Source organism: Vibrio sp. R10-SG3-ISO3 (assembly GCF_059834225.1).
On record NZ_JCBDHE010000045.1, the window covers coordinates 36,830 to 62,601 of the forward strand.

The window sequence follows — 25,772 nt, forward strand, 5'->3', positions numbered from 1 at the left end:
CTTGTTACTCATCACACGCAGGAACCACTGGGGTTAGGACCTTAGCCCGGCTAACGCCTTTTCAAGCTTTGGCTCCATCGGCGCGCTAATCTCCATCCAATCTTGCGTCTGCGGATGGACAAATTGGATCGTCGCCGCATGTAAAAACAGGCGATCCAAACCGACTTGCCCGGTATAGGCATCAAACCGGCGATCTCCATATCGGTCATCCCATGCGATAGGATGACCTGCATATTGGGTGTGCACACGGATCTGGTGAGTGCGCCCTGTAATTGGACTGGCCTGAATTAAGGTCGCCTGTTCAAACTCTTCGATTATTTTAAAGCGCGTCTCAGACGCTTTGCCATTGGGGTTGACGCGCACAATGCTGTTTACTTCGTTTTTCAACAGTGGCGCATTGACCACTTTGCAACTGCGCTTCCATTTCCCCATCACGAGAGCAAAGTAACGCTTTTTGACGGTTTTCTCTCTAAATTGCGCTTGCAGGTGACGCAGTGCTGAGCGTTTTTTAGCCACAAGTAAAATCCCAGATGTGTCGCGGTCGATACGGTGCACCAATTCCAAAAATCGAGCTTGGGGCCTCAATGCTCTCAACGCTTCAATCGCACCGAACTTCAAGCCACTGCCACCATGGACTGCGGTACCCGAGGGTTTATTGAGAATGAGTAAGTGATCATCTTCGAAAATGATCATCTGCTCTAGCTCCGCCACCTTACTCAGCTTTGTGCTTGGGGCAATATCGTCGGTTTTTTCTTCGACCGTCACCGGCGGAATTCGAACCAAGTCACCCGCTTGCAGTTTGTACTCAGCTTTGACGCGTTTTTTGTTCACTCGTACTTCGCCTTTGCGCAAAATGCGGTAAACCACACTTTTCGGCAGGCTTTTGAGTTGGTTGCGCAAAAAGTTATCAATGCGCTGACCAGCCATGTCGTCATCTATATCGACGAATTGGACTTTCGTTCTAATTTCGCTCATCGGGCTATTCTAACACTCTCATAACCGTGCTTGAAATCACATTTCCTCTGCAATTTAAACGCGGTTTTATCTCAAACAATGAGTCTCAGTTCTGCTACGGATACTTTTTAACCGTGGCATTTGCAAATCTGTATTAAAACCAAACTAATAACTTTAAATACAAGGTTTTATAAAAAACAAAATTTGATTTTTTAGCGTTTTATTATAAAGCAGATTGCTGTGTTTACTGGGTACTGCTATAGTTCACACCTGCAATAAATGATTTGGTTGCATTTTACACAAACCCAATCATCTTAGCGCAAGACGGTAAGTAGCCAGCTAATTTAGCAAAATGCAGCATACGGCGTAAGACATTTTCGACATTAGTAAAATTGTTGCCCTGCTTACTGCTCCATCATGTTTGAGTATCGACCGCTAATGATAGCGGCTTACACGCCAGCGCGTGTAAGACTGAAGTGCCCTGAGAGCATCCCTCCAGCCGGGAGGCTGCAACGACATAAGCCATGGGATCAGGCACCGTGATAGAGAAAAAAGGCAACAATATACAAAAGAATGACAACGAGATTTATCAATGAAAAGAATGTTAATTAACGCAACTCAAAAAGAAGAGTTGCGTGTTGCACTGGTTGATGGCCAGCGACTGTATGATCTAGATATCGAAAGTCCAGGACATGAATCAAAGAAAGCAAATATCTACAAAGGACGTATCACCCGCATCGAACCTAGTCTAGAGGCCGCCTTCGTTGACTACGGTGCAGAAAGACACGGTTTCCTCCCTCTCAAAGAAATTGCCCGCGAATACTTCCCTAACGGTTACACCTATCAAGGTCGTCCAAGCATTAAAGAAGTGCTAAAGGAAGGCCAAGAAGTGATCGTGCAGGTAGAGAAAGAAGAGCGTGGTAGTAAAGGCGCAGCCTTAACCACCTTTATCTCTCTTGCGGGTAGTTACCTTGTATTAATGCCAAACAACCCACGCGCGGGTGGTATTTCTCGACGCATTGAAGGCGACGAGCGTACTGAACTCAAAGCGGCATTGAGCACGCTTGAGCTCCCGCAAGGCATGGGACTGATTGTTCGCACCGCGGGTGTGGGCAAAAGTGCTGAAGAGCTGAAGTGGGACTTGAACGTTCTGCTTAACCATTGGGGTGCGATCAAACAAGCCTCTGATGCGAATCCAGCACCGTTCTTGATTCACCAAGAAAGTAACGTGATTGTCCGAGCGATTCGTGACTATTTGCGCCGCGATATTGGTGAAATCCTGATCGACAGCAACACCATTTACGAACGTGCACTTGAGCACATCCGTTTGGTGCGTCCTGACTTTGTCAATCGTGTGAAAAAGTACGATGGTGAAGTGCCACTGTTTAGCCACTACCAAATTGAAAGCCAGATAGAATCTGCCTTCCAACGCGAAGTGCGCCTGCCTTCAGGCGGTTCTATCGTTATTGACCCAACGGAAGCGTTGACGTCTATCGATATCAACTCGGCACGCGCCACCAAAGGCGGCGACATTGAAGAGACAGCGCTCAATACTAACCTAGAAGCGGCGGATGAGATCGCACGCCAATTGCGTTTACGTGATTTGGGTGGCCTGGTCGTTATCGACTTCATCGACATGACACCGGTGCGTCACCAGCGTGAAGTTGAAAACCGCCTTCGTGACGCGGTTCGTATGGACAGAGCGCGCGTGCAAATTGGTCGTATCTCTCGCTTTGGCTTGCTAGAAATGTCTCGTCAACGCCTAAGCCCGTCGCTTGCAGAAGCAAGCCACCATATTTGTCCTCGCTGTAGCGGTACAGGCGTGGTGCGTGATAACGAATCACTCGCCCTGTCAGTATTGCGCTTGATTGAAGAAGAAGCACTAAAAGACAACACTGCCCAAGTGTTGGCTGTAGTTCCTGTACCTATCGCTTCTTACTTGTTGAATGAAAAACGTCGCTCGGTTAACCACATCGAACGCATTCAAGAAGTTAAAATTACCGTGGTACCGAACTCTGACATGGAAACCCCTCACTTCGATGTGATTCGTGTACGTGAAGGTGAAGAGTTTGATCTGCTCTCTTATTTGCTACCACAAAAATTGGAAGCGATGAAGGAAGCAGAAAGCCGTGATGTTGCAGAAACAGAAGTGAAACCGAAGAAAATCGAAGAGCCTGCTCTTAAAGGATTTGCCTCGGCAACACCATCTGCACCAACGCCACCACCTGCTGCGCCAAAAGCGGTAGAGAAACCGGTTGAAGAGACTCCGGCTCAACCTGGCGTCGTTGCTCGCCTGTTTAAAGCACTGGCTGGCTTCTTGTTTGGTTCTAATAGCGAAGCAGAGAAGAAAGAAGAAAAACCAGTCGAAAGCGAGAAGAAAGACAACGCGAGTAACAACAATCGCAACCGTCGTGGTCGTAATGACAATCGCCGTCGTAACAACAATCGTGATGACAAACGCGATAACCGTGATGACCGCCGTCGCAATAGCAACCGTGATGACCGCCGTCGCAATAGCAACCGTGATGACAAGCGTCGCAATAACAATCGCGATGAAGTCGAAGCAACAGAAAGCAACGCGACCACTGAGCGTAAGAGCCAGAACCGCAAGCCAAAGCAAGATCGCCGCAATACCAAGCGCGATGATGCCACAAAAGGCAATGCGAAAGTTGCGGAAGAAGGATTGAAGCTTGCCGCTGATGCCCAGCAAACTGAGCCTACCAAAGCGCGTGAAGAGAAAACTGAAAAAGTGAAAGAGCGTCGCCAGCGCCGCAAACTCACCAAACAGGTTCGCGTGAAAGATCAACAAGCTCAGGCCCAAGCCGATGCCAATGCTCAAGAAGCAAAAGCTGAGGCGGTTGTTGAGTCCGTTGAACAGACGAACGACACAGCGAATGAACAAGCTGAACAGCCTAAGCAGCGCCGCAACCGCCGCTCACCGCGTCACTTACGTGCAAGTGGTCAGCGTCGTCGTCGTGGACGTGATCGTCGCCCTAACCCGTTCCGTTTGCGCAAAGGCGGTGTCGCGTCACCAGAAATGGCGATGGGTAAAGTGATGCCAAGCTACGGCATTACTAAACCAACTGCGAAGCCTAAAGTGGAAAAAGAGACCACAGAGGTAACAGTGACCCTTGGTGGATTTGCCTGCCCAGAAATGGCAATGGGTAAAGTGATCATTCGTCGCGAGCAACCTGTCCAGGCTCAAGCTGAGACCGTGCCTTCACCAGTGGAAGCCGAAGTGGTGAACGTCACTCCTGAAGCACCTAAAGCGGTCAAAGCCGAAACGGTAGAGGCTCCAGCGCCAGTTGAAGCCGTTGCAGACAAGGTGGTTGAAGAGACCGTCGCGACGGAATCAGCGCCAGCGGACGTCTCTGAGCTAGTGACCCCAGCTGTTGAACCCGTAGTTGAACAGGCAGAAGTCAAACCGGAACCGAAAGTAGTTAAGCCAGCGAAGGCTTCTCCTCTGAAAGGATTTGCTTCTGCGCCGATGGCTAAAGCCCCTGGCAGCGATGAAATGAAAGAGATTTCAGTGGTCGCCGCGCCTCTTCGTCAAGAGCGCTATCAGCCTAAAGGAGCCGGCAGTCAAGTCGCGCGCAACCAGGCAAGCGCAGCGATGGCAAAGCCACAAGGTTACTAATACAACCTTAATCCCTCAGTAAGACAGCCCCTTTTTGGGGCTGTTTTTTCTCTGTGATACACCCTCACTGTGTCACACACCACATGCTACACTCTAGTCATTATTGAACTTAATCACACTTTTAGGTAGCATTCGCGGTCACGAACTGAATTAACGTTTTAGCAACCCTTTCGATACCCATATCAAAAGTATCATCGCATTTTGCGCACTATGACGTCATTCAGACTAGGCCTAACTCATGAGCAGAACAAAATAAGTATGTTTGAATTTCCTCAATTTTCTAAGCACTCGGTGAAAAACGATGTGCTCTCTGGCCTAACGGTCGCCCTGGCTTTAGTCCCAGAAGCCGTCGCTTTCGCGTTTGTCGCCGGCGTTGACCCTATGGTTGGCCTGTACGCCGCCTTTATTGTTGGTTTAATTACGTCCATTTTTGGCGGTCGTCCAGGTATGATTTCAGGCGCGACGGGTGCCATGGCCGTGGTTATGGTTTCACTGGTTGCCAGTCATGGCGTACAGTATTTATTCGCTGCCATCATGCTTGCCGGCATCTTACAAGTCGCCGCGGGTATCTTTAAGCTAGGTAAATTTATTCGCATCGTACCTCACCCTGTGATGATCGGCTTTGTGAATGGATTGGCGATCGTTATCTTCCTCGCTCAGTTAGGCCAATTTAAAGCCCCGGATATCAACGGTATGCTGACTTGGCTACCACAAGGTCAAATGATGCTGATGTTGGGCTTAGTTGCACTGACCATGGCCATCATCCATTTCTTGCCTAAAATCACTACAGCAGTGCCCTCTTCGCTCGTGGCCATCGTGACCGTCACCGCTTTGGTGGTGGGTTTAGACCTCGAAACACGTACCGTGGTTGACTTTCTTCGTACCATGTCTGGTGATGATGCTGCGACACTGGCGGGCTCACTGCCCACCTTCTCCATCCCTATGGTGCCGTTTACCCTTGAGACGCTGCAAATCATCCTACCCTACGCCATCATTTTAGCGGCGATTGGCCTGATCGAATCACTATTAACCCTGACGGTTCTCGATGAAATGACCAATACTCGCGGTCAATCTAACCGCGAATGTATCGGCCAAGGTATGGCGAACATGACTTGCTCCGTCTTTGGCGCGATGGGTGGTTGTGCCATGATTGGTCAATCGATGATTAACGTCAATTCGGGTGGTCGTGGCCGCCTTTCCGGTATTGTTGCTGCGGTTGCCTTGCTGATGTTTATTTTATTTGCGTCGGCTCTGATTGAGATGATTCCGCTGGCGGCTCTGGTTGGCGTCATGTTTATGGTTGTGATCGGTACCTTTGAATGGGCAACCTTCAAACTAGCACGCCGCGTACCAAAACAAGATTTCTTCGTGATTGTTCTCGTCACTGTGGTCACGGTATTAACTGACCTGGCCGTCGCCGTTGCGGTCGGTGTGATCGCTTCTGCCTTGATGTTTGCATGGCAGCACGCCAAACACATTTATGCTGATACGCGCATCAATGACGAGGGGTCAAAAGAGTACAAGATTCATGGTCCGGTGTTTTTTGGCTCTACCGCCAACTTCCTTGAGCTGTTTAACGCACAAGATGATCCAAGTGATGTGATCGTCGATTTTGCCGACTCTCGCGTCACTGACCACTCAGCGATTGAGGCCATTGAAACCTTGGCGGATCGCTACGCGACCGTCGGTAAGACATTGCACCTGCGCCATCTCAGTCCAGACTGCCGTAAGCTGCTACATAAAGCCGGTAGCTTAGTGGAAATCAATGTCAAAGAAGACCCAAGCTACAAGGTGGCCACCGACGTCTTAGCAGGCTAACGGTTCGCTTTTATCGATAGCACAGAAACAGTAAGGGCTTCCAATTGGAAGCCCTTTTTATTAACCGCGATGATTACAGCAGTTGATTCAACTTTTCGCCCACTAAGGACTTACGCCATCCTTGCATCACGTCCGGTAAGGCCGCAGGATCTCGGTCTTTTTTCCATACCCAAGTGATGATCTGATTGAGCTGTTTTTTTGAGGCAATGAATTCAGTCGCCAGACCTGAGCTTTGTCCAGCGTGTTTAACTTCATCCTTTAGACGTTTAAACACCTGCTTGTAGCCTGGTAAATCCATCAAACGTTCAATTTTCTCTGGGTACTCGTCTGCTGGCGTCATTTTGGCTTCTTTCACCAACGAAATGAGTCGCGTAGCATGACGTTGCACGGATCTTGGGTCCATGCCTTCTTGCTCCATACGCTGCTTGTTTTGCAAACCCAGTCTCGCGACGTTGAGCAAATCATTTTCTTTAAACACAAAGTTTAACGCTAAGTCACGACGCAGCGCTTCTTTATAACGCCAAGTGGCCAGAGGCTTCAATATGGCCAGCTCTTTAGGTTTCAGTTGCCATGCGCCCTTGATGTCTAAATAAGCGTTAGCTGGATCGATACTTTTGATTCGCTTTGCGGCCAGCATTTCGCTCTCCTGCTGCGCTGCGTCCCACCAGCCTGCTTGAGTCACTGCATCAAGCAGTTTTTCATACAGTGGCAAGAGGTAGAACACGTCTGCCGCCGCGTAGTCGAGTTGCTTATCTGAGAGTGGACGAGCTAACCAATCGGTGCGTGATTCACTTTTATCGAGCTCTACACCTAAGTAGTGATCAACCAGGGCAGCAAAGCCGGTTGACAGGCCATGGCCGAGAAACGCCGCCATCACTTGCGTGTCTACCATGGGAAACGGCAAGCAATCAAAGCTATTGTTAAACACTTCTAAATCTTCACCACAGGCGTGGAGCACTTTCAGCACCGAGCTGTCTTTGAGCAGAGCCACAAACTCACTCATGTCATCAATCACGGTTGGATCGATTAATGAGAGCTGCTCGCCATCGAACAGTTGTATCAGCCCTAGCTGTGGGTAGAAGGTACGCGTTCTGACAAACTCGGTATCGAGCATCACTACATCCACCTGGCGTGCTTGCTGGCAGATAGAGTTTAGTTGTTGGGTATCGGTAATGATTTGGTAATTCACAAAGGTCTCGCTACGCCTATAGAGTGGCGTTCTAGTTGCGGCACATAAAAAATGCCGACCATGGTTATGTCGGCATTCTAACATCAAAGCTTACGATCTGCTTAGCGAGTTTAGCTATCGTGCTTGGCCAGATTCGCTTCGTTTTCCTCTCGCAGAACGCGACGTAAAATCTTACCAACGTTGGTTTTAGGTAAGTCTTCTCTAAACTCAACCAATTTTGGCACTTTATAGCCGGTCAGATGCTTACGACTGTGAGCAATCACTTCCTCTTTGGTGAGGCTTGGATCTCGCTTGACAACGTACACTTTGACCACTTCACCAGAGACATCGTGAGATTGACCGATTGCCGCCACTTCCAGCACCTTGCCATGCAGAGCAACCACATCTTCTATCTCATTCGGGTAGACGTTGAAACCGGAGACCAGAATCATGTCTTTTTTACGATCGACAATATAAATCATGCCGTGCTCATCGAATTTGACGATGTCACCCGTTGACAACCAACCTTCGCTGTTGATCACCTCTTTAGTCGCTTCCGGACGCTGCCAGTAACCTTGCATCACTTGAGGGCCGCGTACTTGTAGTTCTCCAACCTCGGTGGTTGGTAATACCTGTCCGGCATCATCCACAATACGCACTTCCGTTGAAGGAACAGGCAATCCAATCGCACCTGTGTAGTCTTTCAAATCGTAAGGGTTCCCCGTTACTAGCGGCGAGCATTCGGTCAGACCATAGCCTTCAAGTAAGTGAATGCCAGTTGTCTTCTTCCATTGGTCGGCAACCGCGCGCTGCACCGCCATGCCACCACCAACGGCGAGCTTAAGCTTGCTGAAATCAAGTTCGTGGAAATCTTCATTGCTCACCAAGGCATTGAACAAGGTGTTCACCCCAGTGATCGCGGTGAAAGGGTGCTTTTGCAACTCTTTGACAAAGCCTGGAATGTCTCTTGGGTTGGTGATCAACAGGTTCTGGCACCCCAGTTCAACAAACAGCAAACAGTTCACCGTCAGAGCGAATACGTGATACAGCGGCAGCGCTGTTACCACTAATTCACGCCCTTCTGTCAAGACAGGGCCGTAAGCACCTTTCGCCTGCAAAACGTTAGCAATCATATTGCGGTGGGTTAGGATTGCGCCTTTCGCCACCCCTGTCGTCCCGCCCGTGTATTGCAAGAATGCAATGTCATCCCCCGACATAAACGGCTTCACGTACTGTAGACGACGGCCTTTGTGGAGGGCTTTGCGCATCGAGATCGCCCCAGGCAAGTCATATTTTGGCACCATGCCTTTGACGTACTTAACGACAAAATCGACCAAGGTACCTTTCGCTCGAGGCAGCATTTGCCCAAGGCTCGTCAACACCACGTGCTTAACAGGCGTGTTCTCCACCACTTGCTCAAGCGTACTGGCAAAGTTGGAGACAATCACAATCGCTTTGGCACCAGAGTCATTGAGCTGATGCTCCAACTCACGTGGCGTGTAAAGCGGGTTAACGTTGACGGCGATCAGCCCAGCTCGCAATACACCAAACAGGGCGACCGGATATTGCAGCAAGTTTGGCATCATCAACGCGACGCGATCACCCTTTTGCAACTTAAGATCGTTTTGTAAATAGGCGGCAAACGCTCGGCTGCGTTCCTCCAATTTACGGAAGGTCATCACCGACCCCATATTCACAAAAGCAGGTTGATCCGCGTATTTTTGTACGGACTGCTCAAACATCTCAACCAGAGATGGATACTGGTCCGGGTTAATGTGCTCAGGTACATCGCTTGGATAGCGTGACAACCAAGGTTTATCCACGTTAATACTCCTCGAAAAAACAGCGTGCGCGCGCCGATATCGTTATGTTGTTATTGGCCTATTACAGCACAGGCGCAGCGCCCGCGCACGGAAGACTCAAACACTTGTTTAAATTTTGTTAACTAAGCCAAAAATTAGGTCAGATACTCTAGAAGGATGCTCTAAATGGCAGTGATGTCCGCCCGAGAGGGTGACAAACTCGCGCACCGGATTTGCCTCTGACGTCATGGGCTTCAAATGAGAAAAGCCTTGCTCTCCCAGCACAATGATCTGAGGGCAGACTATCGCATCGCGGATCGCTTGAGCATGCTGATGAGACATCCGGTAGAGGGAGTCACTTTGCAAAGCGGTGTCATGGCGCCAAGCCCAGCCCTGTTCGGTTTGCTTAATTCCGCGCAGCACAAGCGGCGTAATTTGTGCCTCCGTCAGCGAGTTGACCGAGGCACGCCGGGCTACCGCATCGTCCGCTGAGCTCATCAAACGCACAGGCTTACGACGAATACGTTGGCGGCTCATCACCCCTTGGCGCAATCTTGTGACCGCACACTCCGGCGTCTCCGCAAGCGGCCCATCGCCTTCAATCTGGACTAATCCAGCCACCTGTTCTGGAAACGCGGCACTATAGCAACTTGCGATCAAAGCACCAAGCGAATGTCCAACCAATACGGTTCTGTTTGGCGATAACTTAGCCAAAACTTGGTAAACATCGTCGATATAGTCATGAAACGAATAGAAATGAGGAGAGGCTTTATGAAATGAGTGCCCATGTCCAGGCAAGTCTACGGCGCACAAGTGGGCGTGAGGTAACTGATGCGCTAGTGCTGTCATTACAGTAGTGAAACTGGCGGCGTTGTCTAACCAACCGTGCAAAAAAACGACCGAGACACCGGCCGTTTGTTTATCTCCTAGCTCAAGGGTGGCGACCTTGCCGCCGTCAATCTGGTAGTGGCAATGTTCAAACGTCATTTGACTTCCTGAATCACGCGCCCTTCTCTTGGTCGGTACCCCACATCACGACAGTAGTAGCCTCGGCAAGGGAACATATAGCTGCCAAAGTCATCCACAATCACACGCTCTTCAATACGCCACAAGTGAAGGGTCGCTTGTTTCATCACAGGAAACTGATGTAAGTAATCACCGACTTTACCCTCTTCGACACCCGCAGATTGCCCCAGCGTCGTGATCAAGCGTCCTTCAGCTAAGCTGACAGGATCCACAAAACCGGGCACATAGGCGACGTAGCGACCGTTGGGCTCTTGCGTGATGTCAGGCTTACCACTACTTGAGATAGGCAGATTGACTATTTCTATCCGCGTTTGTGAATCCAGATTCTTCACGTCGGCAATCACGCCGCCAAGGCGCACAGGGTGAGATTGTGAGGCATCCCACTGCGCGTAATCTGTCACGAGCGCAGGGTCGTCATTCACTAGCTGTGTGGGCAGTGTGCTGCATGCCGTCATGAGAAACGTAGTCGCAAAAAGGAGTAGTGCTGATTTCATCGGAGACTCTTTATCGGAAAAAGGAAAGTGTGCTAGATATAGAGATCGACACCAAGCATCTGCGAGAGTTCATCTCGCTTCACCTGATGCATCACATTCATATACTCTTCCATCGCTTTACGGCTCTTGCCTTCTGGAAGATCATATTGAACCTTCGCCCGTTCGACGTCAGATTCTGTGATGGGGCGAATAGAATTCGCAACGGCGTTTGCCACCTTGGTCGGCTGCGAAACCTCGTTACCCTTACTTTGCTTGTTTACCCCCTGTTTTTTATTGGCTTTATTCGCACGATTCGGTCCGGGGACCGAGGGGGGTAAACCGTTTATAGACACCATACTATTCACTCATTTCGCTGTGCGCTCACTGGGCAGAGTATTATTCACGCCCAGGAAGCTTTTTCCACGCAACCGTATCGCGAAGATAAACAGGGCTGGCTTCTTCTGCACTGACACTGAGTCCCTCTCGCCAAGCTTGCTCGGCCAAGATCACCATATCCTGCGCATCCGGGAACAGCACATCACCCGCTTTCAGCGTTAATGGGAGTTCCGCCAGCGGAGCTTGATAGGTTTGCCACCCCGTTCCTGCCGTGTGCCAGCACTGCGCATCAGAAGGCGTGCGTTGAACGAGCTCATCGGGAGCAATCACGCACTCTTCATCCACATTGGCCCAGCTGCCATCTTCTTGACGCTGAAAACGTCCCCAATACACTTCACTCATGCGAGCATCAATGGCGCACGCAACTTGCTCCGCTTGGTGGAGACGGTAGCTACCTTGAGCCATCGCGGCGAGTGTCGACACACCAATCATGGGCAGATCCGCACCAAACGCTAAACCTTGTGCAATACCAATGCCAATACGTACGCCAGTAAAACTACCCGGGCCTTGACCAAAGGCTAACGCGTCTAAATCTTGTAGCGTAAGCCCGGCTTCTTTTAGCACTTCATCGACCATAGGAAGAATCTTCTTGGTGTGATCACGCGGGGCGACTTCACTGCGAACAAACACTTTGTCGAAGGCTAATAGGGCCACAGAGCAGTTCTCTGTAGCGGTATCTAGGGCAAGAATTTTTGCGCTCATGATGTTCTCTAAATCTAATTTCATTAATCTTTATTGGGCTGGAGGAACTGCTTTATCGCTTCAATATCCCGTGTACGAGGAATTGGAGGTAAACTGGCTAAGAACACACCACCGTAATCACGTGTTACTAATCGATTATCACAAATGATTAGCGCTCCCCTGTCCGTTTTATCACGAATCAATCGCCCTACGCCCTGCTTTAACGTAATCACCGCATCAGGAATTTGTACCTGTGCAAACGGGTCTCCCCCTTTTAACTGACAATCCTCAATACGTGCTTTAAGCAGTGGGTCATCGGGCGCGGTAAACGGCAGTTTGTCGATAATAACACAGCTCAGCGCGTCGCCTCTAACATCTATCCCTTCCCAAAAGGCCCCTGTCGCCACCAGCAGTGCATTACCCAACTCCATAAACTCCGCCAAGGTCTTTTGTTTACTTGTCTCACCTTGCATAAGAACCGGGACATTGAGTACCGCGCGAAATCGCTCAGTCAACTCTCGCATCATCGAATGGGAGGTACACAAGAAAAAGCAGCGACCTTGGTTTTGTTCAATGACAGACGCGAGTAAAGCAACCAGTTTGTCTGGTAAACCCGCCGAATTTGGCTCGGGAAGATAACGGGGCACGCAAAGTCTCGCCTGCTGTTGGTAATCAAATGGGCTAGGTAGCGACATCTGCTGAGTGGGCTGTATACCCAAACGAGACGTGAAGTGCGCAAAATCTTGATTAACCGCTAACGTTGCAGAGGTAAATACCCACGCACCGGGTTTGAGCGTCATTTGTTCATGGAACTTATCCGCCACACTCAAGGGCGTAATGTGCAAACTGAAATGACGAGGCGTCGTGTCATACCAGTAGGAGTAGCCCGTGATAGAGACATCACACACGCGCTCCAAGCGCGCTTTGATGGTACTCGCTCGCTCAAAAGCGCTATCAAGCAACTGGCTGCGGCCAAGGGCTAATTTCAACACTTCAACGGTAAAATCAAGGCTCTCTTCAAGACGGTTCAACTCTCGAGCGATCGACGGTGATTTGATCGCTTCACGCCAATTGCCACGAAACCCAGGTTCACCCAGAGTAATGCGCAGATCCATCGCACATTGACCCAGTTTTTCCGCGACCTTTTGCAGTTGACGCATGTCTTTTGCTTCGGTGCGATAGGCGATCTCAATATCTTTGCACAGCTCCTGTATTTGGCGACTGGATAACGACTGACCAAAATACTGGCTAGCAATATCCGGCAGTTGGTGTGCCTCGTCGAATATAAACACGTCCGATTCTGGGATCAGTTCACCAAACCCCGTCTCTTTAATGGCTAAATCGGCCAAAAAGAGGTGATGATTGACGACAACCACATCCGCTTCCATCGCTTTTTTACGCGCTTTGAGTACAAAACAGTCTTGGTAGCTAGGGCACTCTTTTCCCAAGCAGTTATCGTTGGTGGACGTAATGGTCGGAATCACAGGGCTGTCTTCCGCAATCGCATCACAATCGCCCAAATCTCCGGTTTTTGTCTCTGAAGACCAGCTGCGCACTTTGACCAACTGACTGAGTAAGGTCGGATCCGAACTTTGATGGTGACTCTCGAGCATTTGTCGACTTAGACGATCTAGACAGAGATAGTTAGCACGACCTTTCAGCAAGGCCACTTGTCCGTAAAACCCGAGCGCTTCGACCATCAGTGGTAGATCGCGGTGGTAGAGCTGCTCTTGTAAGTTCTTTGAACCAGTACTGATTACGGTTTTCTTGCCGCTTTGCAGCGCGGGCACCAAGTAGGCGAACGTTTTTCCGGTTCCCGTTCCCGCTTCAACCACGAGCTGCGAACCATCTTGAATCGCTTGATGCACCGCCTCTGCCATATCTAACTGTGCTTGGCGAGGCTGAAAGCCTGGGATGGCCTTGCCCAAGGCGCCATCTTGAGTGAAGGTTTTTGCAATCATTCGACAATACGATAAGAGGGGTTACTGGGGATTATGTCAGTTTTTTAAAAAGGGCGCGAATGTGTTTCGCGCCCTAAGTTGGTAGATAAGCAAGTAGAGAGGTGACGAGTGGATTAGCGTTTGTTGAGGTAACGCGCTAACCACGCAGGACCGGAAAATCCAGTGTGCTGATCAAGCATGGCTCTGGCCGCTTCACTTGGCGACGCTTTGCATTCCCACATTTCTCCTAAAATTTGTTCATCAATTTCATGATCACCGAGCAGCGCATGAACACGCTCAGAATACAGTTTGCGGGCGAGGAGTTCTTTATCCATACATACCACCTTAAACAACTCTTTGAGAGTAGAATGAGTCAACCTTGAGCTTATTCGTATTGCCCGAACAGTGCGCCCTCATTTCACTGGCCTGCGACCTTCGTTGACGATACAGAGAAGCAGATAATCAATTAACTCAGATTAATTGTTGAAACCAATCTGATATTAGTTTAATTGTAGCTTCAATATTGCGTGTGGCTTCACCGTTCGAAGCGGCGCAAAAATTTTACTTTTAAAAAAAAATAATTCTCGGAAGTATCGACTTAATGGAAAAGAAAACACTACTGACGCACTGTACAGACGCTGCGGGCCTGATTTCTAAAATCACTAACATCTGTTATAAGCATCAACTCAACATCATTCACAACAACGAATTTGTCGACAATACCAGCGGCCACTTCTTCATGCGTACCGAATTGGAAGGTTACTTTAATGATCAAACCTTGTTGGCCGATCTAGACCAAGCGCTACCTGCCGGTACGAAACGTAAATTGATTGGCTCTGAGCGCAAACGCATTGTCATTTTGGTCACCAAAGAAGCGCACTGCTTGGGTGATATTCTTATGAAAAATTACGATGGTAGCCTAGATGTTGAGATTGCGGCCGTGGTCGGTAACTACGACAACCTGCAAAGCCTGACAGAAAAGTTTGACATTCCTTATCACTGCGTCTCTCACGAAGGGTTAAACCGTGAGGAGCATGAGCAGAAAATGCTGGAAGTGATTGAGCAGTATGAACCGCACTACTTAGTGCTCGCGAAATACATGCGCGTTCTTACTCCCTCTTTTGTCGAAAAGTACAACCATAAGATCATCAACATTCACCACAGCTTCTTGCCTGCGTTTATTGGCGCGAAACCATATCAGCAAGCGTATGAGCGCGGTGTCAAAATCATCGGCGCAACGGCGCATTTTGTCACCAACGACCTCGATGAAGGCCCGATCATTAAGCAGGACGTAATTCCAGTCGATCATAACTTCAACGCCCAAGATATGGCGCAAGCAGGTCGCGATGTGGAGAAAAACGTTCTCAGCAAAGCGCTAACCAAAGTCCTTAATGACCATGTATTTGTCTACGGAAACAAGACGGTCATTTTGTAACGCTTTCTCAGTGGGAATAAAAAAACGCCAGATGGAGCGACTCCATCTGGCGTTTTCTATTGAACACATTAGAGCTTAATCGCCAGCTCGACACCTTGTTTAATTGCACGCACCGCATCCAACTCACCGGCATAATCCGCGCCGCCAATCACATGCAGTTTGTCGCCAAACTTCTCCCACTCATTCTCAAACGGACGAACGGATTCTTGGCCCGCGCAGATGATCACTTTGTCGGCCTCGAGTAACTGCTTTTGTTCATCAATCGCAATGTGCAGTCCTTGGTCGTCAATCTTCTCGTAACTCACCCCACCAAGCAGGTGAACCCCACGTTTTTCCAGTGTCCGCTTATGAATCCAACCTGTGGTTTTTCCCGGACCTTTGCCGACACGCCCTTTACGACGTTGCAACACCCACACGGTTTTATCACTGAGCGAATCTGGGTAAGGGAACAAGCCGCCCGGATGTGAAATCGCTTTGTCGATACCCCACTCATGCAGCCAATCGTCAAGATTGTGTCCTTGAGGCTCGGTGAGCATGGTGGCAACGTCGACACCAATGCCGCCGGCTCCCACAATCGCCACCTTGTCGCCAACGTAGGTTTTTTCGCGAATTAGAGTTTGGTAATCCACCACTTTCTCTTGGTTATCAATCCCCTCAATAGTCACTTTACGAGGTTCAACACCACTGGCCATGACCACTTCATCGTACTCCGCCAATAGATCGAAATTCGCTTCCGTCTCTAAATGGAGTTTGACGCCCGTTTCATCAATGCGGTTAGCAAAATAGCGGATGGTTTCACGAAACTCTTCCTTGCCCGGGATCTGCATGGCAAGACGGAACTGACCACCGATACGGTCACTGCGTTCAAACAAATCCACTTGATGGCCTCGCTCGGCCAAAGTCGTGGCACACGCCAGGCCAGCAGGACCTGCGCCCACCACGGCAATGTTTTTCGCCTTCTGCACCGGCGAGACAATCCACTCTTCCTCTCGACAGGCGAGCGGGTTGACTAAGCAGCTTGCACGTTTACCTTTGAAGACATTGTCCAGACAGGCTTGGTTACAACCGATGCAGGTGTTGATGAGCTTCGCCTTGTCCTGCTCGGCTTTGGCGACGAAATATGGGTCTGCTAAGAATGGACGCGCCATCGAGACCATATCCGCATGGCCACTCTCTAAGATTCGCTCCGCTTCATCGGGCATATTGATTCGGTTACACGTCACAATCGGCACATTGACATGCGGCTTCACTTTCTCGGTCACCCACGTAAACGCGCCTCGCGGGACTTGCGTCGCAATGGTTGGAATCCGCGCTTCGTGCCAGCCGATGCCGGTGTTGATGATGGTGACCCCAGCCGCTTCTAGCGCTTTGGCGAGCATCACCACTTCATCAAATGTGCTGCCCTCTTCCACCAGATCCAGCATCGATAGACGGAAAATGATAATGAATTCTTCGCCAACTGCTTTTCGAATGGCTTTGACGATCTCTAGGGGAAAACGCATACGATTTTCGTAACTACCGCCCCAATCGTCGTAGCGCATATTGGTTCGTTTACAGATGAACTGGTTAATGAGATAACCTTCCGACCCCATTACTTCCACGCCATCATATCCTGCCAACTGAGCTAACTGCGCACTGTTTGCAAACGCGTCGATGGTTTTCTTGATTTGACGAGTACTCATCTCACTCGGTGCAAAACGCGCAATGGGCGCTTTGATGGAAGAAGCACTTTGGGAGAAGGGGTGCATTGCATAGCGACCTGCGTGCAACAGTTGCAACGCAATCTTGCTGCCATGTTGGTGGACCGCTTCGGTCACGACCTTGTGTGCTTGTGCATGTTTCGGCTTACTAAATTCAGCCGAAAATGGATGAAGACGACCGCGTAAATTGGGCGAAAAGCCACCCGTCACAATTAAACCGACACCGCCTTTGGCACGTTCAGCGTAGAAAGCGGCAAGTTTTCCAAGGCCTTCTTTCTGTTCCTCAAGGCCGGTGTGCATAGAGCCCATCAAGACACGGTTTCGAATCTGAGTAAAGCCGAGATCTAAGGGCTTGAGTAGGTTTGGGTACATGGCAGACATCACTATACTGTTTATTATTGTGGTCTGACCACGATATGAGCTTCTTTATAAAAAATCAAACAGGCGTTTACATTTTTGTAACACCGATCAATCTTACAGTTGTTCCACTCCACGAGTTTCAGTAGGATGGAGGGTGTCCGGACATCTAGGGTAACCCCATCACCTGCGTTGACGTCGCAGCGGAGATAGAATGAAAAAAATATTCAAAATCATAGGGATGATTTTCAAGGGAATGTGGAAACTGCTCACCTTCCTACGCATCGCCCTAACCAATCTGATCTTTTTGGCGAGCATCGCTGTTATCTACTTCCTCTACACCGCTACGGATGCCCCGCCGCCATCGGTACCAAAAGAATCCGCACTCGTGCTTAACCTCTCTGGCCCGATTGTTGAGCAGCCTCGCTACATCAACGCGATGGACTCTTTGACCGGCTCCCTATTTGGCCAAGAGATGCCAAGAGAGAATGTCCTGTTTGAGCTGGTGGACACCATTCGCCACGCCAAAGACGACAACAGCATCAGCGGCCTAGTGCTCGCGCTGCGTGACATGCCGGAAACCAATCTCACGAAACTGCGTTACATCGCCAAAGCCTTGAATGAGTTTAAAGCATCGGGCAAGCCCATCTATGCGGTCGGGGACATCTACAACCAAAGCCAGTACTACCTCGCCAGCTACGCGGATAAGATTTATCTTGCCCCGGATGGCGCTGTGATGCTCAAAGGCTACAGCGCGTACTCGCTGTACTACAAAACCTTGCTTGAAAAGCTGGATGTCAGCACACACGTTTTCCGTGTCGGCAGCTATAAATCGGCTGTGGAACCGTTTCTGCGTGATGATATGTCCGATGAAGCGCGTGAATCCGCGTCACGTTGGCTCGGTCAACTGTGGGGCGCGTACGTTGACGATGTGGCGACCAACCGCCAAATCAGTGCAGAAAAACTCAATCCAGATATGGATAGCTTCCTAACACTGCTTGAGCAATACCAAGGTGATTTAGCGGCGCTCTCTAAAGGATTAGGCTTGGTGGATCAACTAGCGACACGCCAACAAGTGCGCAGCGAACTGATCGACGTGTTTGGCAGTGATGGTGACGATAGCTACAACTACATCACTTACTATGAATACTTACCGACCATGCGCATGCCGCTGAACCTTGCCCAAGATGATATTGCCGTCGTGGTGGCAAGCGGCGCGATCATGGACGGCTCACAGCCGCGTGGTACCGTCGGTGGCGACACCACTGCTGCCTTACTTCGTCAAGCGCGCAGCGATGACAAGGTGAAAGCGGTCGTGTTGCGCGTTGACAGCCCCGGAGGCAGCGCCTTCGCCTCAGAAGTAATTCGCAATGAAGTCGAAGCGCTACGCGCGGCGGGCAAGCCTGTGGTGGTGTCGATGTCGAGCCTAGCGGCCTCTGGCGGTTACTGGATATCAATGAGCGCCGACAGCATTGTGGCGCAGCCAACGACGCTCACCGGGTCAATTGGTATCTTCAGTGTTATCACGACATTTGAAAAAGGGCTCAACAAACTCGGCATTTATACCGATGGCGTTGGCACATCACCCTTTTCTGATGTCGGTGTGACCACCGGTTTGTCAGACGGCGCCTCGCAAGCCATTCAGATGGGTATCGAGCATGGCTACCATCGCTTTGTCGGCTTGGTCAGCGACGCTCGAGATATTCCGCGCAAAGATATGGACGCGCTGGCACAAGGTCGCGTTTGGACGGGTCAAGACGCCCTAAACCTAGGCCTTATCGACAAAATTGGTGATTTTGACGATGCGATTGCACTCGCGGCTGAGCTTGCTAACGTCGAGGACTACAACATTTACTGGGTTGAAGAGCCACTCTCTCCAGCGCAGCAGTTCTTGCAAGAGCTTATCAACCAAGTGGAAGTGCGCGTTGGCTTAGACGTAAGCGCGCTGCTACCCGCCTCACTCTCTCCCGTGATTCATCAATTGAGTAGTGATGCCGACCTATTGCAAAGCTTCAATGATCCTAAAGGTCACTATGCGTTTTGCTTGAACTGCCAAGTGCAATAGGACAAGCACTCCTCTGACCTAGGGCATGACAGCGCCACTCACGCTGCCATGCCCTTTTTTCTGCGAGTAATTAATATATAATCGCGCACACTTCCCTACATACGGTTTCTGAGTCATGGCTAGAAAACATATCTACATCGCCTACACAGGCGGAACAATTGGCATGAAAAAGTCACATGATCACGGTTACGTGCCGGTGGCTGGATTTATGGAAAAACAGCTCGCAAGTATGCCGGAGTTCCACCGCCCAGAAATGCCTGAATACACCATTCACGAATACGACCCGCTGATTGATTCGTCCGACATGACCCCGGCCGACTGGCAACAAATTGCTGACGACATCCGTGATAACTACGACAAGTACGACGGCTTTGTCATTCTTCACGGCACCGACACCATGGCGTACACCGCCTCCGCGCTCTCTTTCATGCTGGAGAACTTAGGTAAACCCGTGATTGTGACAGGCTCACAAATTCCACTGGCAGAACTGCGCTCTGACGGCCAAGCGAATTTGCTCAATGCCCTGCACATCGCTGCCAATTACCCCATCAACGAAGTGACGCTGTTTTTTAACAACAAACTGATGCGCGGTAACCGAAGCACAAAATCTCATGCCGACGGCTTTAATGCTTTTACATCACCCAACTTACCTCCTCTGTTGGAAGCAGGTATTAATATTCAAGTGAGCAAAGATGTCACGGTAGGCCAAATGCCGAGTGGCGAGTTTAAAGTGCATGATATTACCCCTCAGCCGATTGGCGTCATTACCATGTACCCTGGCATCTCGCATGAAGTCATTCGCAACACCCTGCTACAACCTGTGAATGCGATGATTCTGCTGACTTTTGGTGTTGGCAACGCGCCGCAAAACCCACAGCTTCTGGCTCATCTTCAAGAGGCGTCTGAACGTGGTGTGATCGTCGTGAACTTAACCCAGTGTTTGGCGGGTAAAGTCAACATGGGCGGTTACGCAACAGGCTGCGCCTTGGCTGAAGCAGGCGTGATCAGCGGTTTTGATATGACGCGCGAAGCGGCGCTAGCCAAACTGCATTATTTGCTCAGCCAAAACCTCTCTTACGACGAGGTAAAAGTGCAAATGCAACAGGTGCTGCGCGGCGAGATGACGCTCTAGTCCGATGTGACTCAAATCAAATCATAAAAAAGGGGCTGATGTTCAACATCAGCCCCTAGCTATGTCAACGATGATGACACCGATAGGTCATTAACCGATGTGCGTCGCGCCGCCCATGTAAGGTTGCAGCACGGCAGGAATCTCAATACGGCCATCAGCTTGCTGGTTGTTCTCAAGAATCGCCACCATAGTACGACCCACTGCGAGGCCAGAGCCATTAAGTGTGTGGACCAACTCAGGCTTCTTCTCGCCTTTACGACGGAAACGCGCCTGCATACGACGAGCTTGGAAGTCCCACATGTTTGAACAAGATGAAATCTCACGGTAGGTCTGCTGCGCCGGTACCCAGACTTCCAAATCGTAAGTCTTACGCGCACCAAAGCCCATGTCACCGGTACATAGCACTACTTTACGGTAAGGAAGTTCAAGCAGTTGCAGGACTTTCTCAGCATGACCCGTTAGCTCTTCCAATGCATCCATTGAATCTTCTGGTTTGGTGATTTGAACCAGCTCAACTTTGTCAAATTGGTGCATACGAATCAAACCACGCGTATCACGACCGTACGATCCCGCTTCAGAGCGGAAACAAGGGGTGTGAGCCGTCATCTTTAGAGGCAAATCCGCTTCATCAGAGATGGTGTCACGCACCATGTTGGTCACTGGCACTTCTGCCGTAGGAATCAATGAAAGACGACGTAGCTCTTCGTCGCTGGCTTTCTCTTCAAGCGGCTCGGTATGGAACAAGTCTTTACCAAACTTAGGTAGTTGTCCTGTGCCAAACAAGCTGTCAGAGTTAACAAGGTACGGCACGTACATTTCCGTGTAGCCGTGCTGCTCGGTATGCAAGTCCAGCATGAACTGTGCGATCGCACGGTGAAGGCGAGCAAACTGGCCTTTCATGACAATAAAGCGCGCGCCGGTGATCTTGGTGGCGCTAGCAAAATCAAGACCGCCTGCAATCTCACCTAAATCGACATGATCTTTCACTTCGAAGTCGTAAGTTTTAGGTTCACCCCAACGTGAGATTTCCACGTTGTCGTTTTCGTCTTTACCGTCTGGCACATCCTCTGCTGGCAAGTTAGGCACAGATAACGTAATGTCATCGAGCTTCGCCATAATCACGTCCAGTTCCGCTTTTTTCGCGTCAAGATCGCTACCAAGAGAACCGATTTGCTTTTTGATCTCTTCTGCGCCGGCTTTGTCACCTTTCGCCATCAATTGACCGATCTGCTTGGAGATGGAGTTACGAGTGGATTGTAAATTTTCAACTTCGACTTGAATCGACTTGCGTTGCTCTTCAAGTGTACGGATTGTCTCAACGTCAAGGTTAAAGCCTCGGCGCGCTAGTTTTGCAGCTGTGTCATCCAGCTCTGTACGAAGTAATTTAGAATCCAGCATTGTTAACCCTATGCTTATCAATAATGTGCTTTAAGAATGTGCGTTTCTGATTTTGGCCTGCCACTGTGGTGCTTGACCAAAACCACAACCGAATAAATGTATCTAAAATAGGCGCTTATTCATAGCGCTTTTGTGGGCTTTTTGCGTCTAAACTAGCCAAGTAATCTAACTTTTCGCCAATTTTCGTTTCTAAGCCACGATTGGTCGGCTGATAGTATCGCGTTTCACTCATTTCTGGTGGCAAGTAGCGCTCGCCTGCGGCGTAAGCACCTGGCTCATCATGCGCGTATCGATACTCAGCGCCGTAACCCAAGTCTTTCATCAAGCTAGTGGGCGCGTTGCGTAAATGGACAGGCACTTCGTACTCAGGCAGGTTGTGTGCATCGGCCAAAGCTTGTTTCCAGGCACTATAAACCGCGTTGCTCTTTGGTGCACATGCGAGGTAAACCACCGCTTGCGCGATCGCCCGCTCACCTTCGGCCGGCCCGACTCTGGTAAAGCAATCCCAAGCCGATAGCGCCACTTGCATGGCTCTTGGATCCGCATTACCAATATCTTCCGACGCAATCGCCAACAGGCGTCTCGCGATATAAAGAGGATCGCACCCTGCGGCAATCATTCTCGCCGACCAATAGAGCGCAGCGTCGGGGTTAGACCCACGGATGGATTTATGCACCGCAGAAATCAGGTCGTACCATATATCGCCTTTGTTATCAAAACGGGAGACTTTTTCACCTGCGACTTCGGCAAGCAGCGGTAAGGTAATGGCTTTGCGCCCCTGCGCATCATCTTGAGCCATGTCGTACAACAGCTCGAGATAATTGAGTGACATTCGTGCATCACCATTCACTAGCTCAGAGAGACGCTCAAGCACACCTTCGCCAAAGTCCGCATCAATATGGCCGAGTCCGCGCTCGGTATCGTTAATCGCTTGATCCAGCGCTTGGCGGATTTCCGCTTGAGAAAGCGAAGTCAGTTTGTACACGCGAGCTCGTGATAACAGCGCGTTATTAAGCTCAAACGAAGGGTTTTCTGTCGTAGCACCAATAAATGTCACGGTGCCATCTTCAATATGTGGCAGAAAAGCGTCTTGTTGTGATTTGTTAAAACGGTGCACCTCATCCACAAATAGGATGGTGCGTCTACCTGTCAGTTTGTTTTCACGTGCTTTTTCAATCGCAGAGCGAATCTCTTTCACCCCAGAGGTAACGGCCGAGACTCGCTCCACTTCAGCATTGGCGTAATTCGCCGCCACTTCCGCTAAGGTGGTTTTACCGGTTCCAGGTGGCCCCCATAAAATCATAGAGTGAATGTGACCAGCCTCCAATGCACGGCGCAGCGGTTTACCCTCAGCGAGAATATGTTGCTGGCCGATGTATTGCTCCACCGTTTGCGGGCGCATTCGAGCGGCAAGAGGACGAAAATCTTCGTCCCCTGAGAAGTCTAACGAGTAATTACTCACCATTAGTTCCTTTGATCGTCCACTTCCACACCCTCTGGGATTTGGAACGTGAACTTATCGGCCGACGGCTTGCCAAGGCGAATATCATCAAAGACAAAGTTGCTGGTTTGCCCATCTTGCTCCACCACGCTAAACCCTTTGACTGCACCTTTCGAGTTAATTTCTAAGCGAAACTGACCTTGGTTTGAATCGACAGCAGTTGGAATAAGGGTAAACTGGTCGCCCTCTTGACTGACACGATAGTTATCCCAATCACTGGCTCGATTGCGGGTAAGCAACACGAAAGGTGTCTGCTCCGTCGCCTGCTCTTGCGAATAAATGCTCACCTGCTCGATAAACGGGCTGTAGTACCACAAGCTCTCGCCGTCAGAGATCAATAAGTTCTCATCGGGTAGCGTCGTTTCCCAACGAAAGAGGCTGGGTCGCGAAATATCGACTGTCCCCTCACCTTGCATAACGACGTCGCCCTCTGGGCTGACCACTTTTTGACTGAAATTGGCACTGAAGCCTTCGGTTTTTTGTAGGCGCGCGTTGAGCTCATCTTTCGGCGCAGCAAGGACAGAACAACTCATCAAAAATAGAGCGGCTAATTTTTTCATTTAGGTTCCTTTTTTACACGTAGACCCAGTCTTTCGACCTACATCTCGGTATTTTGTTCTATTGACCACAGCACTGTTTGAATTTTCGGCCGCTTTCACACGGACAAGGATCGTTTCTACCGATCGATTTGTAAGGATTGACGCTTTGCGCTTTCGCTCCGACTAATTGCTCGTCGGCCGCTTGTGCCACTTCGATCAGCATCAGATCTAATTGGTCAACCAAATCCTCTAACGCTGGCGGCGTATCGATGCCCGCTTCACGCATTTGCTGTTGGGTTTGTTCTTGATCAATGGCCAGCATCATGGTGGTCAATAGTGCCTGTAACATGCGCTCCGTGCCATCGCTCAAGGTCAGGCCTTGCCACTGGGTTTCAATCGTCGGCCACAAGGTCATGAAGCCTTCTGCCACATCGGCCAGCTGCTCATCTCGCGGCTCAGCCAGTAACGCAAGCAGTGAGTAATCATTACGTTTGATCGCACTGTACTGCGCGGTGATATGTGACTCGATAAGATTCGCATCAACCTGATCAGACAAGATCTCACCCACCCACTGCAGCGGGGCAAGTGGCTTGGTCGCTAGGTTAGCGGCCAAGGTAAGTCCTTCAATAAACAAAGGCGATTCTTCACAGGTGGCGGGGTCAAGGATTAACAATTGATAGGTCATCTAGCTTCTTTTGGATTGGGAGAAACCGTCGCATTATACCCCTAGCTAGTGACAATCGAAAGCGAACCCACTAGAATCACGCCTCCCGCAAAGAGGTGAGTGTTATGCGCGTTGTTCTTGGCCCGATGGAGGGCGTCCTTGACCATTTAATGAGAGAAATTCTCACAGATATTAATGATTACGATCTGTGCGTCACCGAGTTTGTCCGTGTCGTGGACCAATTACTGCCAGAGCACGTTTTTCATCGTCTTTGTCCAGAATTACAACAAGGCTCTCAAACCAAATCAGGCGTGCCTGTTCATGTCCAACTGCTTGGTCAAGATCCGCATTGGATGGCGGAAAATGCCCTGCGCGCAGTGGAGTTAGGTGCAAGAGGGATTGACCTTAACTTTGGCTGCCCGGCCAAGCTTGTGAATAAAAGTAAAGGTGGCGCCGCCTTATTGCAGCATCCTGAATTGATTCACAATGTCGTCAAAGCATGCCGCGACGCAGTGGATCCGCGCGTTCCTGTCAGCGCCAAAATCCGTTTAGGTTGGGAGAACCCGGAAGATTGCTTCGAGATTGTTGACGCCATTCAATCGGCCAACGCCGATGAGCTCACTGTGCATGCGCGCACCAAAACGGGCGGCTACAAAGCGAGTGAAATTAAGTGGGAGTACATTGACCAGATTAGACAACGTTTTTCTATCCCACTGATCGCCAACGGCGAGATCTGGAACTATCAAGATGGCCAAGCGTGTATCGAGACGACTGGAGTCGACTCACTCATGGTTTGCCGAGGCGCCTTCAACGTGCCCAATCTTTGCAACGTGGTCAAACACAATCACGCCCCCATGCCGTGGGAAGACGTCGTCAAGCTGCTACTGGTCTATTCTCAGTATGAGATGAAAGGCGATAAAGGGCTCTACTACCCGAACCGCGTGAAGCAGTGGTTCTCCTATTTGCGTCAGCAATACCCACAAGCTGATGCGCTGTTTCGCGAAATTCGCACCTTCAACAAAGCTCAGCCTATCGTTGATCATATTGAGCGTTATCAAGCAACGCTGTTAGAAAATGCATCCTAGA

General features: G+C 50.0%; 20 protein-coding genes. 6 read left to right on the forward strand and 14 right to left on the reverse strand.

The genetic code is table 11. The features are described from left to right. Nucleotides 1-33 precede the first annotated feature (33 nt). Entirely contained in the window at nucleotides 34-975 is a 942-nt protein-coding gene (gene rluC / locus AC6R1A_RS12930; RefSeq protein WP_500630307.1) for a 23S rRNA pseudouridine(955/2504/2580) synthase RluC, read from the reverse strand. A 571-nt stretch (nucleotides 976-1,546) separates the two neighbouring features. Here rluC and rne point away from each other — a divergent pair. Together rne and AC6R1A_RS12940 are read left to right on the forward strand one after the other, a co-directional pair. Beyond that, nucleotides 1,547-4,591, forward strand: coding sequence for a ribonuclease E (rne, locus tag AC6R1A_RS12935; protein ID WP_500632686.1), 3,045 nt, complete (start codon nucleotides 1,547-1,549; stop codon nucleotides 4,589-4,591). Between the two features lie 258 nt (nucleotides 4,592-4,849). Next, entirely contained in the window at nucleotides 4,850-6,409 is a 1,560-nt protein-coding gene (locus tag AC6R1A_RS12940) for a SulP family inorganic anion transporter (RefSeq protein ID WP_334552541.1), read from the forward strand. Nucleotides 6,410-6,482: 73 nt separating this feature from the next. Here the strand turns inward: AC6R1A_RS12940 and rnd are convergent, their stop codons facing one another. The 8 genes from rnd to AC6R1A_RS12980 all read right to left on the reverse strand — a co-directional run bounded on the left by rnd (nucleotide 6,483) and on the right by AC6R1A_RS12980 (nucleotide 14,230). Then, on the reverse strand, nucleotides 6,483-7,598 hold the full coding sequence (gene rnd / locus AC6R1A_RS12945; RefSeq protein WP_500630309.1) for a ribonuclease D: 1,116 nt from the start codon (nucleotides 7,596-7,598) through the stop codon (nucleotides 6,483-6,485). Between the two features lie 110 nt (nucleotides 7,599-7,708). Further along, nucleotides 7,709-9,400, reverse strand: coding sequence for a long-chain-fatty-acid--CoA ligase FadD (gene fadD / locus AC6R1A_RS12950; protein WP_500630310.1), 1,692 nt, complete (start codon nucleotides 9,398-9,400; stop codon nucleotides 7,709-7,711). A 108-nt stretch (nucleotides 9,401-9,508) separates the two neighbouring features. Then, nucleotides 9,509-10,366, reverse strand: coding sequence for an alpha/beta fold hydrolase (locus AC6R1A_RS12955; RefSeq protein WP_500630311.1), 858 nt, complete (start codon nucleotides 10,364-10,366; stop codon nucleotides 9,509-9,511). Further along, the gene (locus AC6R1A_RS12960; RefSeq protein ID WP_500630312.1) at nucleotides 10,363-10,899 is read right to left on the reverse strand and encodes a Slp family lipoprotein; all 537 of its coding nucleotides are present in this window, start codon (nucleotides 10,897-10,899) and stop codon (nucleotides 10,363-10,365) included. Before AC6R1A_RS12960 ends, AC6R1A_RS12955 begins: the two co-directional genes overlap by 4 nt. 32 nt (nucleotides 10,900-10,931) lie before the next feature. Further along, a complete protein-coding gene (locus AC6R1A_RS12965; protein ID WP_500630313.1) occupies nucleotides 10,932-11,234 on the reverse strand; it encodes a chromosome partitioning protein ParA in 303 nt (100 codons plus the stop codon). Nucleotides 11,235-11,274: 40 nt separating this feature from the next. Then, nucleotides 11,275-11,976, reverse strand: coding sequence for a tRNA (adenosine(37)-N6)-threonylcarbamoyltransferase complex dimerization subunit type 1 TsaB (gene tsaB / locus AC6R1A_RS12970; protein ID WP_500630314.1), 702 nt, complete (start codon nucleotides 11,974-11,976; stop codon nucleotides 11,275-11,277). 23 nt (nucleotides 11,977-11,999) lie between these two features. Further along, nucleotides 12,000-13,916, reverse strand: coding sequence for a DNA repair helicase YoaA (yoaA, locus tag AC6R1A_RS12975; RefSeq protein ID WP_500630315.1), 1,917 nt, complete (start codon nucleotides 13,914-13,916; stop codon nucleotides 12,000-12,002). Between the two features lie 113 nt (nucleotides 13,917-14,029). Beyond that, nucleotides 14,030-14,230 carry a hypothetical protein gene (locus tag AC6R1A_RS12980; protein ID WP_500630316.1) on the reverse strand — a complete coding sequence of 67 codons (201 nt, stop codon included), beginning with the start codon at nucleotides 14,228-14,230 and terminating at the stop codon, nucleotides 14,030-14,032. 266 nt (nucleotides 14,231-14,496) lie between these two features. Here AC6R1A_RS12980 and purU point away from each other — a divergent pair, with 266 nt between their 5' ends. Further along, entirely contained in the window at nucleotides 14,497-15,330 is an 834-nt protein-coding gene (gene purU, locus AC6R1A_RS12985) for a formyltetrahydrofolate deformylase (protein ID WP_487901103.1), read from the forward strand. A 68-nt stretch (nucleotides 15,331-15,398) separates the two neighbouring features. On the opposite strand, the gene AC6R1A_RS12990 is transcribed toward purU, so the two are convergent. Then, a complete protein-coding gene (locus tag AC6R1A_RS12990; RefSeq protein WP_487901242.1) occupies nucleotides 15,399-17,402 on the reverse strand; it encodes an FAD-dependent oxidoreductase in 2,004 nt (667 codons plus the stop codon). 199 nt (nucleotides 17,403-17,601) lie between these two features. Between AC6R1A_RS12990 and sppA the strand changes: the two genes are divergently transcribed. Then, the gene (sppA, locus tag AC6R1A_RS12995) at nucleotides 17,602-19,452 is read left to right on the forward strand and encodes a signal peptide peptidase SppA (RefSeq protein WP_500626094.1); all 1,851 of its coding nucleotides are present in this window, start codon (nucleotides 17,602-17,604) and stop codon (nucleotides 19,450-19,452) included. Nucleotides 19,453-19,567: 115 nt separating this feature from the next. Further along, entirely contained in the window at nucleotides 19,568-20,584 is a 1,017-nt protein-coding gene (gene ansA, locus AC6R1A_RS13000; RefSeq protein ID WP_334552553.1) for an asparaginase, read from the forward strand. A gap of 90 nt (nucleotides 20,585-20,674) precedes the next feature. On the opposite strand, the gene serS is transcribed toward ansA, so the two are convergent. The 4 genes from serS to AC6R1A_RS13020 form a co-directional block, all read right to left on the reverse strand. Beyond that, nucleotides 20,675-21,982, reverse strand: a complete 1,308-nt coding sequence (gene serS, locus AC6R1A_RS13005; protein WP_334552554.1) for a serine--tRNA ligase — start codon at nucleotides 21,980-21,982, stop codon at nucleotides 20,675-20,677. A 115-nt stretch (nucleotides 21,983-22,097) separates the two neighbouring features. Next, a complete protein-coding gene (locus AC6R1A_RS13010) occupies nucleotides 22,098-23,444 on the reverse strand; it encodes a replication-associated recombination protein A (RefSeq protein ID WP_500632690.1) in 1,347 nt (448 codons plus the stop codon). 2 nt (nucleotides 23,445-23,446) lie between these two features. After that, nucleotides 23,447-24,043: an outer membrane lipoprotein periplasmic chaperone LolA gene (gene lolA / locus AC6R1A_RS13015; RefSeq protein WP_334552555.1), complete on the reverse strand. Its 597-nt coding sequence runs from the start codon at nucleotides 24,041-24,043 to the stop codon at nucleotides 23,447-23,449. A 58-nt stretch (nucleotides 24,044-24,101) separates the two neighbouring features. Further along, nucleotides 24,102-24,707 (reverse strand): SEC-C metal-binding domain-containing protein, encoded by a 606-nt coding sequence (locus AC6R1A_RS13020; protein ID WP_500630319.1) that lies wholly within the window; start codon nucleotides 24,705-24,707, stop codon nucleotides 24,102-24,104. Nucleotides 24,708-24,811: 104 nt separating this feature from the next. Between AC6R1A_RS13020 and dusC the strand changes: the two genes are divergently transcribed. Beyond that, nucleotides 24,812-25,771: a tRNA dihydrouridine(16) synthase DusC gene (dusC, locus tag AC6R1A_RS13025; RefSeq protein WP_500632687.1), complete on the forward strand. Its 960-nt coding sequence runs from the start codon at nucleotides 24,812-24,814 to the stop codon at nucleotides 25,769-25,771. Nucleotide 25,772 lies beyond the last annotated feature (1 nt).

What these genes read in the sequence shown, in the direction of transcription:
- sppA (WP_500626094.1), top strand. Translation starts at nt 17,602, where the DNA reads ATGAAAAAAATATTCAAAATCATAGGGATGATTTTCAAGGGAATGTGG.
- AC6R1A_RS12940 (WP_334552541.1), top strand. Translation starts at nt 4,850, where the DNA reads ATGTTTGAATTTCCTCAATTTTCTAAGCACTCGGTGAAAAACGATGTG.
- purU (WP_487901103.1), top strand. Translation starts at nt 14,497, where the DNA reads ATGGAAAAGAAAACACTACTGACGCACTGTACAGACGCTGCGGGCCTG.
- AC6R1A_RS13020 (WP_500630319.1), bottom strand. Translation starts at nt 24,707, where the DNA reads ATGACCTATCAATTGTTAATCCTTGACCCCGCCACCTGTGAAGAATCG.
- rluC (WP_500630307.1), bottom strand. Translation starts at nt 975, where the DNA reads ATGAGCGAAATTAGAACGAAAGTCCAATTCGTCGATATAGATGACGAC.
- ansA (WP_334552553.1), top strand. Translation starts at nt 19,568, where the DNA reads ATGGCTAGAAAACATATCTACATCGCCTACACAGGCGGAACAATTGGC.
- yoaA (WP_500630315.1), bottom strand. Translation starts at nt 13,916, where the DNA reads ATGATTGCAAAAACCTTCACTCAAGATGGCGCCTTGGGCAAGGCCATC.
- tsaB (WP_500630314.1), bottom strand. Translation starts at nt 11,976, where the DNA reads ATGAGCGCAAAAATTCTTGCCCTAGATACCGCTACAGAGAACTGCTCT.
- AC6R1A_RS12980 (WP_500630316.1), bottom strand. Translation starts at nt 14,230, where the DNA reads ATGGATAAAGAACTCCTCGCCCGCAAACTGTATTCTGAGCGTGTTCAT.
- rne (WP_500632686.1), top strand. Translation starts at nt 1,547, where the DNA reads ATGAAAAGAATGTTAATTAACGCAACTCAAAAAGAAGAGTTGCGTGTT.
- AC6R1A_RS12955 (WP_500630311.1), bottom strand. Translation starts at nt 10,366, where the DNA reads ATGACGTTTGAACATTGCCACTACCAGATTGACGGCGGCAAGGTCGCC.
- serS (WP_334552554.1), bottom strand. Translation starts at nt 21,982, where the DNA reads ATGCTGGATTCTAAATTACTTCGTACAGAGCTGGATGACACAGCTGCA.
- AC6R1A_RS12965 (WP_500630313.1), bottom strand. Translation starts at nt 11,234, where the DNA reads ATGGTGTCTATAAACGGTTTACCCCCCTCGGTCCCCGGACCGAATCGT.
- lolA (WP_334552555.1), bottom strand. Translation starts at nt 24,043, where the DNA reads ATGAAAAAATTAGCCGCTCTATTTTTGATGAGTTGTTCTGTCCTTGCT.
- AC6R1A_RS12960 (WP_500630312.1), bottom strand. Translation starts at nt 10,899, where the DNA reads ATGAAATCAGCACTACTCCTTTTTGCGACTACGTTTCTCATGACGGCA.
- dusC (WP_500632687.1), top strand. Translation starts at nt 24,812, where the DNA reads ATGCGCGTTGTTCTTGGCCCGATGGAGGGCGTCCTTGACCATTTAATG.
- AC6R1A_RS12990 (WP_487901242.1), bottom strand. Translation starts at nt 17,402, where the DNA reads ATGTACCCAAACCTACTCAAGCCCTTAGATCTCGGCTTTACTCAGATT.